This is a genomic window from Ignavibacteria bacterium, from assembly GCA_015709655.1.
Taxonomy (GTDB): Bacteria; Bacteroidota; Ignavibacteria; order Kapaibacteriales; family Kapaibacteriaceae; genus OLB6.
This window is the reverse complement of record CP054181.1, coordinates 170,855-185,600: the sequence shown is the minus strand read 5'-3', so window position 1 is coordinate 185,600 and position 14,746 is coordinate 170,855. Positions and strand designations below refer to the sequence as shown.

Annotated in this window: 13 protein-coding genes and 2 tRNA genes; 11 read left to right on the top strand and 4 right to left on the bottom strand. The window is 49.6% G+C overall.

The features are described from left to right. Nucleotides 1-59: 59 nt before the first annotated feature. The 8 genes from HRU79_00760 (at nt 60) to HRU79_00725 (ending at nt 5,453) form a co-directional block, all read left to right on the top strand. Complete coding sequence (locus tag HRU79_00760; GenBank protein QOJ25246.1) at nt 60-1,271, top strand: thiolase family protein; 1,212 nt, start codon at nt 60-62, stop codon at nt 1,269-1,271. A gap of 156 nt (nt 1,272-1,427) precedes the next feature. Next, entirely contained in the window at nt 1,428-2,753 is a 1,326-nt protein-coding gene (nuoF, locus tag HRU79_00755; GenBank protein ID QOJ25245.1) for an NADH-quinone oxidoreductase subunit NuoF, read from the top strand. Beyond that, complete coding sequence (gene nadD / locus HRU79_00750) at nt 2,753-3,376, top strand: nicotinate (nicotinamide) nucleotide adenylyltransferase (GenBank protein QOJ25244.1); 624 nt, start codon at nt 2,753-2,755, stop codon at nt 3,374-3,376. The genes nuoF and nadD overlap by 1 nt, the downstream gene beginning before the upstream one ends. After that, nucleotides 3,376-4,200, top strand: coding sequence for a carbohydrate ABC transporter permease (locus tag HRU79_00745; protein ID QOJ25243.1), 825 nt, complete (start codon nt 3,376-3,378; stop codon nt 4,198-4,200). The genes nadD and HRU79_00745 overlap by 1 nt, the downstream gene beginning before the upstream one ends. Nucleotides 4,201-4,256: 56 nt before the next feature. Then, nucleotides 4,257-4,823, top strand: a complete 567-nt coding sequence (locus HRU79_00740; GenBank protein ID QOJ25242.1) for a biotin transporter BioY — start codon at nt 4,257-4,259, stop codon at nt 4,821-4,823. A gap of 10 nt (nt 4,824-4,833) precedes the next feature. Beyond that, the gene (locus HRU79_00735; protein ID QOJ25241.1) at nt 4,834-5,172 is read left to right on the top strand and encodes a hypothetical protein; all 339 of its coding nucleotides are present in this window, start codon (nt 4,834-4,836) and stop codon (nt 5,170-5,172) included. A 125-nt stretch (nt 5,173-5,297) separates the two neighbouring features. Continuing rightward, nucleotides 5,298-5,370 (top strand) — tRNA-Ala (locus HRU79_00730). 8 nt (nt 5,371-5,378) lie between these two features. Then, nucleotides 5,379-5,453: transfer RNA gene (locus HRU79_00725), tRNA-Asp, on the top strand. A gap of 37 nt (nt 5,454-5,490) precedes the next feature. Here HRU79_00725 and HRU79_00720 read toward each other — a convergent pair. Genes HRU79_00720 through HRU79_00710 form a run of 3 tightly spaced genes read right to left on the bottom strand, consistent with a single transcriptional unit; the run spans nt 5,491 to nt 9,907 of the window. Continuing rightward, nucleotides 5,491-7,254 carry an ABC transporter ATP-binding protein gene (locus HRU79_00720; GenBank protein QOJ25240.1) on the bottom strand — a complete coding sequence of 588 codons (1,764 nt, stop codon included), beginning with the start codon at nt 7,252-7,254 and terminating at the stop codon, nt 5,491-5,493. A gap of 5 nt (nt 7,255-7,259) precedes the next feature. After that, on the bottom strand, nt 7,260-7,892 hold the full coding sequence (locus HRU79_00715) for an SDR family NAD(P)-dependent oxidoreductase (protein QOJ25239.1): 633 nt from the start codon (nt 7,890-7,892) through the stop codon (nt 7,260-7,262). A gap of 5 nt (nt 7,893-7,897) precedes the next feature. After that, a complete protein-coding gene (locus HRU79_00710; protein QOJ25238.1) occupies nt 7,898-9,907 on the bottom strand; it encodes a S8 family serine peptidase in 2,010 nt (669 codons plus the stop codon). 30 nt (nt 9,908-9,937) lie between these two features. Between HRU79_00710 and HRU79_00705 the strand changes: the two genes are divergently transcribed. From HRU79_00705 to HRU79_00695, 3 genes are read left to right on the top strand one after another with little or no spacing between them, the layout of a single operon-like run. Then, on the top strand, nt 9,938-10,954 hold the full coding sequence (locus HRU79_00705) for a hypothetical protein (protein QOJ25237.1): 1,017 nt from the start codon (nt 9,938-9,940) through the stop codon (nt 10,952-10,954). After that, entirely contained in the window at nt 10,945-11,664 is a 720-nt protein-coding gene (locus HRU79_00700; protein QOJ25236.1) for an SDR family oxidoreductase, read from the top strand. The genes HRU79_00705 and HRU79_00700 overlap by 10 nt, the downstream gene beginning before the upstream one ends. A gap of 54 nt (nt 11,665-11,718) precedes the next feature. Continuing rightward, nucleotides 11,719-13,608, top strand: a complete 1,890-nt coding sequence (locus tag HRU79_00695) for a TlpA family protein disulfide reductase (protein ID QOJ25235.1) — start codon at nt 11,719-11,721, stop codon at nt 13,606-13,608. A gap of 3 nt (nt 13,609-13,611) precedes the next feature. Here the strand turns inward: HRU79_00695 and HRU79_00690 are convergent, their stop codons facing one another. Beyond that, a complete protein-coding gene (locus HRU79_00690; GenBank protein ID QOJ25234.1) occupies nt 13,612-14,742 on the bottom strand; it encodes a hypothetical protein in 1,131 nt (376 codons plus the stop codon). Nucleotides 14,743-14,746 lie beyond the last annotated feature (4 nt).

The following is a 14,746-nucleotide window of genomic DNA, read 5'->3' as shown; positions in this document are numbered from 1 at the left end:
CAAAGACCAGATTTCAAAGACTGATTAAGTAAATCAACATATCAATCAGGGGTTGCACCATGGCATACATTATTGAACCGATCAGAACACCGGTAGGGAAGTACGGAGGAGTGCTGAAATCAGTTCGGCCGGATGACATGGCAGCCCATGTAATTCGAGCTCTTATCGAGCGCACCGGTGTCCCGGGTGACGAGGTTGACGATGTTGTGTTTGGCTGTGCCAATCAGGCTGGTGAAGACAACCGTAACATTGCCCGTATGGCAGCACTGCTTGCAGGGTTGCCATACACCGTTCCAGGTGTTACCGTAAATCGTCTGTGTGCATCATCACTCGAAGCAGTTATTCAGGCTGCACGGTCTGTAGATACCGGTGATGCACAGGTTATAATTGCCGGTGGTGTAGAAAGCATGTCCAGAGCCCCTTACACCCTTCCCAAGAATGTTTCGGGTGGTGCCTTGTTTGGAAATCTTACAGCGTACGATACCGCATTGGGATGGCGATATCCGAATCCGGCAATGGAAGCAATGTTTCCATTGGAAGCAATGGGTGAGACGGCCGAGAATATTGCTGAACGATGGGAGATTGCGCGTTCGGCACAGGACGAGTTTGCCCTGGCAAGCCACAGGAAAGCTGTTGCGGCTCAGCAGGCAGGTGTTTTTACCGACGAGATTGTACCAGTTGTTATTCGCGGGAAAAAAGGTGCGGTGACCACTGTTGATACCGATGAAGGACCAAGGGCTGATACGACGATTGAAAAGTTATCATCACTAAACAGTGCCTTTCGGAAAGGTGGAACGGTAACGGCTGGTAATAGCTCTTCGCTGAACGATGGCGCGGCTGCCATGCTTATTGTCAGCGATGCCTATGTTGAAACCCATCCGCACATTGCCCAGCTAGCCTTTGCCAGGATAATCGGCAGCGGGGTTGTAGGCGTAGATCCACGCATCATGGGTATTGGTCCGGTTGGTGCCCTGCGCAAAGCCTGTGCACGTGCCGGCATCGATGTTTCGGAGCTCGGGCTTGTTGAACTTAACGAAGCATTTGCAGCTCAGGCACTGGCATGTATGTTAGAACTAAAGCTTGATCCCGACATTACCAACGTGCATGGTGGTGCAATTTCAATCGGCCATCCTCTGGGGATGAGCGGCGCCCGGATTCTTGGTACGCTTGTTAGAACAATGAAAAAGCGGGGTATTCGGTATGGCGCAGCCACCCTTTGCATTGGTGTTGGACAGGGACTTGCCGTTGTAGTTGAAAACATAGGCCACTAAACTGAACACCCCAAACCGCTATTTTATGGATGGTAGGGGGCTTTGCCTTCGGTGCTGAGCTTTGTTGTGTTACTGATGAGAGCCGCCAACCCAGTGACTACGTCCGTTGCATAGATCATGAGTTTGCGTCTGCATTTGTTTGACTATTTTCGCAGCATGATGTATACGTTGCCACACCTTGTATTACCACAAATTCCTAACCTTCATAAACTTGATGTGTATGTAGCCAATGGCGGCTACGAGGCATATCGCAAAGCGCTTCGGATGACAACCGATGAAGTGATCAACGAAGTGAAAGCCTCGGGTTTACGCGGTCGCGGTGGTGCATGCTTCCCAACGGGATTAAAGTGGTCGTTCATGCCAAAGGGCAACGATAAACCAAAATACCTTGCCATCAATGGTGATGAGTCTGAACCCGGTTCGTTCAAGGACAGACAGATTTTTGAATACAATCCTCATCAGTTGATCGAGGGGATACTGATAGCAGGGTATGCCATGGGCATCAGTAAGGCCTTCCTGTACATTCGCGGCGAATACCACAAATGGGTTGCGCTAATGCAGGATGCTGTGGATGAAGCCTACAGTAAGGGCTACCTGGGTGACAGGATGCAGCAAACATTTAACCATCCATACACACTGGACCTGGTGGTGCACAAAGGAGCCGGTGCTTACATCTGCGGTGAAGAAACCGCACTTATGAATTCGCTGGAAGGCGACCGCGGATATCCGCGGTTTAAACCACCGTTCCCCGCCAACAAGGGGCTGTGGGGTATGCCAACAACGATCAATAACGTTGAAACGTTGGCAACGGTCCCGCCCATCATGATGCTGGGCGGCGGAGAGTATTCCAAGATCGGTGCACGAGGTCATGTGGGGACGTTACTCTACGGCGTAAGTGGTCACGTGAACAAACCGGGTGTGTATGAACTGGAAACCGGTATGCTGCTTACCGATATTATTTACAAGGTCTGTGGCGGCGTCCCGGGTGACAAGAAGATTAAGGCAATCATTCCGGGCGGATCGTCAATGCCACCATTACGTGGCGACGAGATTGATGGTGTGCGCATGGATGAGGAAAGTTTAAAAGTCTTGGGGACTCATATCGGTACCGCTGGCATCATGGTGATGGATGAGGATACTGACGTTGTGTCTGTGGCATTGCGTATTGCACGGTTCTACCATCATGAAAGCTGCGGACAGTGTACGCCGTGCAGAGAAGGTACCGGCTGGATGGAGAAAATGATGCATCGTTTTGAGCATCACGATGCCACACTGGCGGATATCGACCTTTTGTACAATGTAGCATCAAACATCGAAGGCAATACGATCTGCGCATTCGGTGATGCTGCAGCCTGGCCGATTAAGGGCTTTATTGAAAAATTCCGTGCCGACTTTGAGGCACGCTGCAAACCAACACGAACCTTTGTGGCGCCAAATATTGCGCACGGGCGCAGAACGGTGCCCGTAATTGCAACCCGATAATGCGAATTGGTATTGTAGGTGGAACCTTTAATCCGATCCATGTTGCTCATCTGGTAACAGCTGAATGTTTTACCAGCCAGATGAAGCTGGATATCTGCTACTTTGTTCCTGCCTACCAAAGCCCCTTTAAAGACGCAGTTTCTGTGGTGTCACCTGAACACCGTTCAGAAATGGTAAATATTGCTATTTCTGACAACCCCAAATTTGTGCTCCTTGAGTATGAAATTCAACGTGCCGGAGTTTCGTACACCATAGATACGATAACCGAACTGCAGCGCATGCATTCGGATGCAGATTTGTTTTTGCTCACGGGTACTGACCATGCTGTGATGTTTACTCAATGGAAGGACTGGACGGAGATATGCCTGCGCTCCCAGCTTTGTATTGTGCGCCGCCCCCTTGCAGAGTCAACCGTCAACGAGCAGATGCTAACTGCGCAGCTTACAGTACAGAACCGGGCACCGATCTGGATATCGGCACCACTCATGTCTGTCAGTAGCACAGAAATCCGGACGATGATTGCTCAGCACCAGAGCATCCGGTATTTGGTTCCAGATCGGGTGCGTGAGTTCATCGCTGCACACCGCCTGTACCAGGAAATGCTACGGCCGGCAGGTGCGTGATGGCAGGAATGAAACCCACAGGCATTGTACTGTCAGTACTCCTTGCGGTTGTTGCCGTAGGGATGGTATTCCCGATGGCCTGGATGCTGCTTGTAAGCCTACGGTCGAATCCCGAGCAATATGCTAACCTAATTGATTTACTGAATGCTCCCACAATTCTTGGGAACTATACCGATGCGCTGAAGAGTGATAAGTTCTTGCGGTATTTCATTAATTCTGCCTTGGTTGGTGCAGTTGTCACCGCGGGGAATGTTGTGTTTTGTCTGTGGTCAGGATACGCACTTGCCCGTGGGAAAACCAGGGTTACGTCCGTGCTGTTCCTAACCGTACTTGGTGTTCTGATGATACCACAGCAGGTGCTGATGATTCCGATGTATCGGCTAATGGCACAGCTACACTGGATCAATACGTATGCAGCACTAACAATTCCATTCCTGGTGACGCCCTTTGGCATTTTCCTTGTCAGGCAGTATATCCTCAGCATTCCAACGGAGCTCGAAGACGCAGCAAGAATCGATGGGGCAGGTGACTGGGCGGTTCTCTGGCGAATTATCTTTCCGCTCACCCGTCCGGTGCTTACCGTGTTGGCAATCTACACCTTCCTCAGTAACTGGAACAGCTTCTTGTATCCATTTTTATTTATTAACGATGAGGCTCACCGTACACTGCCCGTTGGACTTGCGTTTTATATTGGTAAGCAGAGTATTGACTGGGGACATCTGATGGCTGGTGCAAGTATTAGCGCATTGCCCATTTTACTGTTGTTCGTTGTATTTCAGAAGTCCATAATCCAGGGTCTAACTGCCGGAGCGCTTAAAGAGTAACGGTTAACCAACCGGACTGACATGCATGCTTTCAGCGATATTTTTATCTTTGCTGCATGGAACACAACATAGTAACACAACCCAATTCACATCGGTTTGCCGGCAGTCTGCCGTATACCATACTCATGCCACTGGCTGGAGCCGTTGCAATTACATTGGCTTCGCAGGTACGGATTGATTTGCCGGGTACACCGGTTCCGATCACAGGCCAAACGTTTGCTGTTCTTGTGTGGGGACTTTTGTTTGGCGGACGACAGGGGTTTCTGGCTGCAGCGACCTATTTGTGTGCCGGGGCGATGGGGGCACCGGTCTTCGCAGGGTTCACCTCACTACCTGCTTTATGGGGTCCTACGGCCGGGTACCTTCTTGGCTTTCTTCCCGGTGCCTGGCTGGCCGGTACAGTTGCAGGAAGCCGGTCGGCGTCATTTCTCCGATTAACTGCGGCAGGGCTGATTGGCCACATACCGATTTTACTTATTGGAGCCCTGGTCATGCAGACGTTTACTGGATGGCAATTCACCCTGACAATGGGTGTAGTTCCCTTCCTCCTTGGAGACATAATCAAGAGTATGGCTGCCGCTGCTGTTGTTGTTGGAGTACGAAAGGCAAATCGTGGAGCTTGACAGATATCAAATGCGCTTACTGGCAACTCTGATTGCCAACGAGATTGAATCGCGACATTCTGCTGATCTTGCTCCAAAATGGCAGGGGGGTTCGGTTGTTTTTAAGCCGGCTGACAGCGGCCTTGCCCAGCATGAGTTGCAGATTGATAAGTTCATGCACAAGGTTGTTATGATGCGTGACAATCTCAGAGTACTGGAGCAACAGATTAACTCGTCGTCATCACTAACGGATGGCGAGAAACTTAAGCTCCAGGGATATATTACCCGTGTTTACGGCTCGCTTACGTCGTTTAATTTTATGTTTGCCAGTCCTGATGATAAGTTTGGCGGTGCAGGGGGATCTGACTGACCGCACGGTGGTTTTACAGACCTGCACATCAGCCAGTGTTTTTTGTGTGTGAATAACTTCCCCGAAACGCGTTTTTTGGGATTTGGGTAAAAACTCTATATTTGTAATTTGCCCACGGGTTGAACGGGCCCATAGCTCAGCTGGGAGAGCGCTTGAATGGCATTCAAGAGGTCAGCGGTTCGATCCCGCTTGGGTCCACACAAAAGGGGATTGTAGCTCAGTTTGGTTAGAGCGCCGCCCTGTCACGGCGGAGGTCGCGGGTTCGAGTCCCGTCGGTCCCGCATCCCTTTAAAAGCTGTCTTAATAGACAGCTTTTTTTTATCCGGTCAGAAACTGAAGATCGGCCCACTTCTTGTACCGGCTGCAATCATGTTGAATCAATTCCGGATGAGAGCCGTGTTCGATAATTGTACCATTCTCGAAGACAAAGATCGTGTCACAGCTACGAACAGTACTCAGTCGGTGGGCAATGATGATGGTGGTTCGATTGGTCATTAATCTATCGAGTGCCTCCTGAATCTGCTGTTCACTTGTTGCGTCGAGTGAACTCGTTGCTTCATCCAGTATCAGAATCTCGGGATTTTTTAGCAAGGCCCGCGCAATGGCAATGCGCTGTTTTTGTCCGCCACTCAGCTTTGTCCCGCGCTCTCCAACTTCAGTCTGCCATTTACCGGGCAGTGTCTCGATAAATCCAAGAGCATTAGCCTGGCGGGCGGCATCCTGCACTTCGTCCCATGAGGCATCACTCCGCCCGTACCGAATATTGTCTTCGATTGTTCCGCCAAGAAGCACAACATCCTGCGGAACGATACCTACGCGTGAGCGGACGTTGGTAAGGGAAAGCAGACGGCTGTTAGTGCCATCGTATAGGATCTCTCCGGTTGTTGGCTCGTACAGTCGCAGGATAAGGGCAGCAGTAGTGCTTTTCCCGGCGCCGCTTTCACCCACAAAGGCCACCCGACTTCCGGAGTGAATTGTAAACGATAGATTCCGTACCGCAGCATGGCCTGTTCTATCAGAATACACGAAACCTACGTCCCGGAATTCAATAGCCGGTATGCCATCAGGATCAAGGCTGGAGGGTGCAGTTACATGCGTCTGTGGCAGGGGGCTTGGGTTTGCCGGTACTGTTAGTACTTCCACAGGCTGCTGTAGTATCTCCTGAATGCGGATACTTGCGCCGATTGTTTTCTGTACCTGTCCAACAAGCTCCGCCAGACTGCCCAGTGAACCGCCAACAAACATGGCATACATCAGAAATGATAACAGTTCACCAATACTAATGGCTTTTTCGGCAACCAGGTTTGCACCGTACAGTATCACGCCGGCAATACCACCAAAGACGACGAAGATAATAAAGGTTACGAATAGCGCACGGACTTTTGCTCCTTTAATTGCGTAAGCAACTGTGTTGCTGATCGCGGTTGAATATCGTTGTGCCTCAAAGTGTTCCATTTCGAACGATTTTACTGCCATAATACCCTGAAGCGTTTCATCCACAACAGCTGCACTGGTTGCAAGTGCATCCTGAGTTGACATGCTAAGCTTTCTGATCTTGCGTCCCAAAAACACGGCAACAGCCACAACGAGGGGAGTACAAATCACGATTGGAATGGTAAGTGGCAAAGAGGTTGAAACGATAACAATCAGTGCACCAACAAGAAGAACGCCCTGTCGGAAAAGCTGGACAAGGGAAACAGTAAATGTTTCCTGAATTTGCGTTAGGTCACTCGATAACCTCGATGCCAGTTCACCTACGCGGTATTGCGTCAGGAACGCCAGTGGAAGCCTTACGATGTGTTCGAACAGGGTTGTGCGCAGGTGTCCAATAACGTTCTCGGTTGCTGTTGCCAGCGTTACGCTTACAGCGTAGCTCAAAATAGCCTGGCAAATCAGCAGACCAAGGAATATAGCTGCCAGGGCCATCAAGGCACTTCCTGCTCCGCTGGTAATAATTGAATCGACAAGACTGCCGGTAAGCCATGGGAAGAGCAGGCTTACGGCACTTGTTGGGATCATGATGGCCAGGGCGATTATAACACGCCACGCAAATGGCTTATAGAAACCGAGTATAAACTTCATGTTGTTTACAATGTTAATCCACCGGGCATGGTCAGTACAGCACCATTTAATCCGCACGATGGTGAAAGAAGAAACTCAATCGTTTGTGCTACGTGCCCGGGGTCTACCCATTTTGGCACTTCATCGGCATCGCCCCATTCAAGGTTGGCCGGGGTACGGATAATACTGGGAACAATGACATTAGCGCGGATATTGTCTGGTTTCCCTTCTTCGGCAATTGCCTTCGTAAAGGCAACAACAGCGCTTTTCGTGGCAGCGTATAGCGAGCGATGTGCAGTTTGATGCAGCGCATCGTTGGCGCCAATGGTTACGATGCTTCCCGAGCCTGACTGAATCAACCGTGGCATCATAGCTCTGACAATTGTGTATGTTGTTGTAAGATTGACTGCCACGTACCAGTTAAAATCGTCAATAGTTGTTGTGTGTACCGGTGCTGCGGGCAGTATTCCCCCCACAAGATGAACTAACCCGGTTACAGGTTCTGCAACAGAGGCAACGAACCGTTCAACAGCATCCATCCTGGTGAGGTCAGTTGTTCTTCCATTTACGGTAATTACGTTCCATCCGATGGTGCGGAGGTGCTGTGTTACGATTGTTCCTAAACCTCCCGTTGCCCCGGTGACGATGACTGATTTCATAGCTGCTATAAAATGATGACTGGAAGTGTTGTAATATCCGATTCAGTGTAGATAACTACCAGGTACAACCCGGGATCCAGCTCCGGTACTTGTAGCTTGTACTGGTGCAATTCCGTTGGTGTAGATTCAGAGTGCACAATGGTACCGGTACCAACACAGACTATCTGAAGTGATCGTGGTCTCCTGATTCCGGTAATCGTAAGAGTTTCACCATGCTGTACAGGGTTTGGATACAGAGTGATCTGACTCTGTTCCAGAACGCCTGATTGCACCGATACGATACTTCCCGGCAGACGTATTCCGCATGGGATGTGATTTGCTGCTGACGGCAAACGAACAAAGCCGTTGGGGTCTGGCAGATATGAGATCCGCTTGCCGACAGATGCGCTGAACCGCACGGCAATGGTGTCTGTACCTGCATCCTGCAATGGGATACTAAACCCGTACCATAGCGAGTCGATGCGATATCCGGTAAATGTACGCAGACCGAGAGCCGTAGTAATGGTAATGCCGGCATCCACCTGACTGGTATCAAATATGGCAACAAGGATAATGATGCTGTCACCGTGCCGGATAGCTACGGGTTTGCCGTATCCACTCCCATACACTGCACCCAATCTGCGGGCTGCCAGGGTGACATCCGGAATGCCTTTACCGGTTTTCGTACCGTTCTCAGGCTTTGTCCAGCATGTTGAAAACAAAATATGCTTAACAATGGAGGCTGTGCTCATTGGATATAGCTCACACAGTAATGCCAATGATCCTGCAATTTGAGGTGTAGCCATTGATGTTCCAGATACACGTTTTATCGAGCCATCGCGGTCCTGACACTGTACAGACTGACCCATACACGCAACATCAGGTTTGACTCGCTTATCGTAGGTGAGGCCTGATGAGCTCTGACCCCACACCACACCGCTGTAATCAACAGCGCCAACCGCAATTACACTGTCAGCATCGGCAGGAGTAAGCAGCGATTGTTCACCTGCACCGTTATTGCCGGCAGCGGTAACCGTAAGTACCCCGAGCTCTGCAGCTCTGTTAACGTATTGGGCAGCCCACGTCGTGCTACCGTCGAACACAACCGGATCCATAGGTTGTTCAGTAGTATCGAAACTGTAGTAGCCTAACGATGAAGAGATTATCTGAGCCCCCTCCATTTCCATCCACTCGATGGCTGCACAGTATGCTTCTTCTTCGATGCGACGTTCAAAGCGCAGGTCCTCGGTTTTTGCCAGAATGTAATCAGCGTTTGGTGCAAAGCCGATCAGAGTGTCTTGAAGCCATCCACCCGCAATACTCAGAACAATGCTGCCGTGACCGTCTTGTCCGCTGGTGTCCGTATCATTATTGTCAACCAGTGAGTCATTCTGGATGTAATCGAATTCTCCAACAACGCGCAGATGGCGTAGCGAGCTCATGGCACGGTACCGGAAGCCGGTATCAATCAGACCTAACCGTACTGAATTTCCCGTAATACCTGAATGAAGAATCGGCATGGTGTTCAGGAGTGAATGTGCATCGGATGACGCTCCGGGACGGGCGGGGCTGCAGTCATCCGTCATGGACAGCGGACGGTAATGAACCTCACGCACTTTTTCGATACTCCTGACAAAGCCAACCTGACTAAGCACAGTAACCTGAAGCGGTGAAAGTTCGGCAAGAACACAATTTGTCCATCTCAGAGTAAGGATCGGTTTAACACCCACAACGTCGAGTGCGGTTACATAGGCTTCGTTTACAGGCATATCTGCCCAGTCCAGAATCGGGTGCCTGCCAGCAGCCTTCCTGCGCTCAATAGCTTTTGGATTAAAACGTTGTAGGGTTGCCTGATAAAGCTCAGAACCCGGCCGAAATGGTTCATTGCCTTTGTCGGTAAAGTGGATTCTGTAGAGTTCCCGGCTCTGAGATTGCGCATCGAGCGGACATGCAAACAGGCTGGAGATCACAAGCAAGGCAAGTATGTACTGCCAGTCCCGAACAAAACAGCACTTGAGCTGATTTCTTTGATTCATCTGATCCGATAAAAACTACGATTTTTGTTTATGAGCGTTCCAACAGTACGTCCTGCAACTTCAGCTGTGTGGCAGACAGCACTTCATGACGTTGTATGGCATAATCACGAACGGTATGGTGTTATTCGTATTCAGGGACCCGACCGTATTTCTCTTCTGCAGAACACTACCACAAACGACCTGTCGGGTATGGAACCGGGCAGAGGACGTCAGACGGTGCTGGTGACTGAAGAGGCTACCTGTATTGATGTGCTGACGGTGTTAGCCGATCAACATCAGTGCCTGGTACTAACCACACGATCCATGATTGGAACCGTACTGGACAAACTGCAAAAGAACAGTACCCATCTGGATGTGCAACTTAACGATGTGAGCGCAGAATGGGAAAGCATTGCCATTGCAGGCCAACTGGCGCCACAGGTAATATTCCAGCTTCTCGGAGCAGACGTTCATACCCTTCGGCAGTGGCAGTGGTGTATGGTACCGGACAGCCCCGGAGCATTCATCATTAGAATGCCTGGAGGAGCAAATTTAAATTATGTTATTATGTGTGGTGCATCTGTACAGAATGGTATCAGGGCCACGCTGATCGGAGCAGCATCAGATATTCCGTTTTTGCCTGCTGAAGAGTATCATTTCCTTCGAATCTGTGCCGGCATTGGCACAAACAATGTAGAGATTTCACCTGACTATTATCCGATTGAGGCAGGGTTGCTTCACTTGACGTCATTTAGTAAGCGCGGATATACCGGTGAGCAGTACATCTCTGCCCACAATTCCATTTCTGACGTTGCGCACAGGTTAATGGTAGTGCTTGGTACGGGCCTGGCACAGGACGCAGGCCTGTTTGCTGACGGTGCACAAGTTGGCCGAATAACAAGTGTGGTACAGGTGCCGGACAAGCCGGAGAGCAAGGTAGGTTTGGCTTATGTGCTGCAGGAATATGCAATACCGGGTAGTCACCTGACGTTGCACCATAATCAGGATAATGGTAATGGTAATGTTGTTGATTTACTCACCATACCGGTCGATCCGATATGCCTGTAGTTTTTATTACCGGAGGGTCCCGAAGGATTGGAAAGGGGCTTGTGCATGGTTTTGCACGCAAAGGCTGGGATGTCGGGTTCTTATACAGGCAATCCAGGCAGCAGGCCTTACTCCTGCAGAATCAGTTGGCCGGTTCGGGAGTAAAGGTTGTTGCAGAGCAGGCCGATGTTTCTAATGAACATGAGCTCGAGAGTGCACTGACAAACCTGGACGCACTAATGGGAAGTCCGGATGTAATTGTCAGCAATGCCGGTGTGTTCCCCCGGGCACGGGGGCTCCAGGAGCTTACGAACTCTGACGTGATGCAGACCCTGGCCGTAAATACACTGCCGCTCCTAACCATTGCACGATGGTATAAGCAACGACCAACGGGGAGAATCATAGCAATTAGCTCGCTTGGGGCCCATGAAATTTGGAAAAACCGTATTGAGTACGGTGTAAGCAAGACTGCTCTTGTGCGGCTTGGTGAGAACCTAGCCAGAACAATGGCGCCCACTCATACTGTGAACATGGTGGCGCCGGGAATGATTGCAGTCCCCGACGATCCCTCCCCGGCAGAAACAGAGGTTTCGCTGTTACATACCATTCCGATGGGTAGGTACGGTAGCCCTGAGGATATTTTCGATGCTGTATGGTTTTTTGCTACTGCATCACCGTATATCACAGGGCAGAGTCTGATTGTTGACGGAGGTTACCATCTGGTTCGCTAATGTTGCCGATTTTTGTATTCTCGAAATTCACACATCAATCATTAAAGTTTCAGCATGATTCGTATATCTTTCTTTACACTTGTTCTGACGCTGATTGGCGTTAACATCGTACGTGCAGCCGGAACAGTGAGCATTTTCCCGGCAAATCCGCAGGCAGGTGCTTCGGTTGAAATTGAATACAAGCCGGGTCCGGCAGAAAAAGCCTGGTTCGGAAATAGTGCCCAACCCCACGTGGTGGTATTTGCGTTTTCCGATGTAAAGGACTTACCGGAAGCAATCGAAAGTCAGTTGAAAAATGACGGTAAGCGGTGGACCACTTCCGTGTTGTTGCCATCGAACACGGTTTTTGTGATGTTAAAGGTTGGCGACGGAAAACAGTATGATACCAATGACGATGTGTTCTGGTCAGCAATGATTCATGATGCCAGCGGAAAACCCGTACGTGGTGCAGCCATGAAGGCTGCCCAGGTTCTGCTGGGTCAGATGCCGGCTGAATTGCGATGTAAACAGGATATTGATGAAGCTGCAGCAATTCTTACAAAGGAAGTGCAACTGCATTCCAGAAATGTTGCGGCGCAAATTAACCTTGTCCTGTTAAATGCCAGCAGGGGCGAAATGCCACAGGAAGAGGCTACAGCACGGTTAAATGAGTTCGTTAGAACTACGCTTGTACCGGCTACTGCTGACGATGCTTTGGCGTTGAGTGCAGCATTCAGAGCGCTTCAAAAGGAAGGCGAGTCGCATAAGATTATTCTGGATGCTTCACAGCGCTTTCCCGGATCAAAGGTGTCGGAACAACTGGAGCTTGAAGAGATTAACAGAGTTAATAATATTGACGATTTCCTGAACCGTGCAATGATATTCCTGAATAAGTATCCACAGAGTTCACTGCGCGGAAGCCTGATAGAGTCGGCAATTAATAGTGCCTCAAAACAAGGTGCGTATTCGTCACTGCTTACGTTTATCGAGAGGGTTACACACCTTCCAGCAATTGCGTATTATCAGGCCGTGAATTATATCGGTGCTCAAGACTCGCTGCGCTCACAAGCGATGGAATTGATCCGGAAGGGGCTTAAGGCCGTGGATGACGATCAGGCCAGGTTCTTTTGGATAGGGAAGTCGGAATGGAATCATCAGCAAACGGTTGCCAAGAGCCAACTATTGTTTGTCCAGGGTGCCATTCAACGGTTTGACGGAAAAAATCAGGAGGCAATTTCATCCTTAAAGGAAAGCGTTAACACCGTTGGCGGTCAGGCCGACCCGGGTGTGTACGAGATGCTGATTGCAACACTGGTTGCTCAGTCTGACAATCCGGGTATTATTCAGTATGCCGAGATGGCATTGAAAAACGGAGCGCCGTCACCCATGATTCAAGAGGCGTTTGTTAATGCACTTGTAGCAGGCGGACGCTCAAAGGCAGATGCTGAGGCGTTAGTGTTACAGCATAAAAAAACCGGACAGTCGGCTGTGACTGAAAGGCTGAAACGCGAGATGTTGTTCATGCCGATGGTTGATGGCGAGTTTGCATCATACCCCGGCGGAGAAAAAATAAGAATCGCTGATTGGAAGGGAAAGGTTGTATTAATTGACTACTGGGCAACATGGTGCGGACCGTGCAGGAAGAGTTTTCCCTCACTTCAAAAACTTTACGAAAAGTATAAGGATAATCCCAATGTTGTTTTCGCAGTTGTGAATGTGTGGGAGCGAGATACTGACAGAACGAAAATTGTAAAAGACTTTCTCTCGAACAACCCTACTCTAACATTTCCAATGTATATCGACAAAGATGACAGCGTAGTGAAGAAGTATGGGGTAACCGGAATACCAACAAAGTTTTTCCTGGGCAAGGATGGTCGGATTCAGTTTAAAGAGGTGGGTCTTCTGCCGGATGAACAATTTATCGAAGAATCATCACAGAAAATTGAACTACTACTCAACCAGTAACACCTATTTTGTTAAACAGGTCCCGCTGCCCGTCCACGGCATTGTGTTGTAGCGTGCCCCCATCAGGTCGCCACGACCGGTTCGTGCAAGCGTGATTACGGGCAGTGGCTTCTCTGCTTCAGGGAGCCAGATTAGCATAATCCGAATCTCAACTTTATTAGTACCTGTTGGTGTTGGCACACAATCAGCATACCTGACGCGCTCCTGTAGAATCCACTTCGAACGGTCATGGTCAGGAATTTGTTCAATGTGGCTACTATCAGGCCCTACCGTAACACCTTTCCCTGCAAAGCTGAAAAGGGGCTTGAGTACGTAATCGTTCAGGTTGGCAGGTATTGAGCTGAGATCCGAAACAAACACCGTGCGTGGTACCGATGGATGATGCAGGTACGGGAGCGTTTGTTTGCTGATTTTAAAGTACCAGCTTGGATGGCCGGCCCACGCTACGTCCAAGTCGTCATTCCATGAAAAATTGAGCTCTACTCCAAGGTCATCCATTTCGTCAAGGATGGCCCGGTTGAATATTCTGTCAATTTTGGTTGTCCGACCATCAATCGTCGTAAACAGACTGCGACCGTTCCTGGTAATATCGCGGATATTGATGGTTTTTAGTCCAATCAACTTCTCAAAAGCAATAAAGTCAGGTCGCGTTTTTTGCAGGCTAGGATCGATTTCAACCAGGAATGTGGCAGACGGGTCAGCATCAGCGTACACTGCCTTGCTAAGATAGTCAAGATACGTCTCACGATCCAGTCCGGAGAGTAAAGGATCAAACCCGTGGAGGTCATAGACACGGCTGTACGTCTCGGCAAGAAGCAGTTGATAACAGTAGAGCGACGGGAATCCCTGAAGTTCAATCAGTTTAGGAATAAAGGTTCCGTCGTCTGCCGTGCAGACTGCAAAATCAACAACACAAAACAGTGGTTTTGATGGTTCAGTGCCGGCAGCCTGGACAGCTATGCTTACAGCAGATTCTTCAAGCAGTGATGCAAATTCTCTGCTAATGATAATCGGCATTTCAACAATCTTGTACTGGATGGTCATACCCAGCCAGGCATCCAGCTCGTCCCGTAACTGCTGATACAGGTTGGGCGTGATTTTGCTGTTGACGGCAATTTGAGCAGACGTATTCATAGCT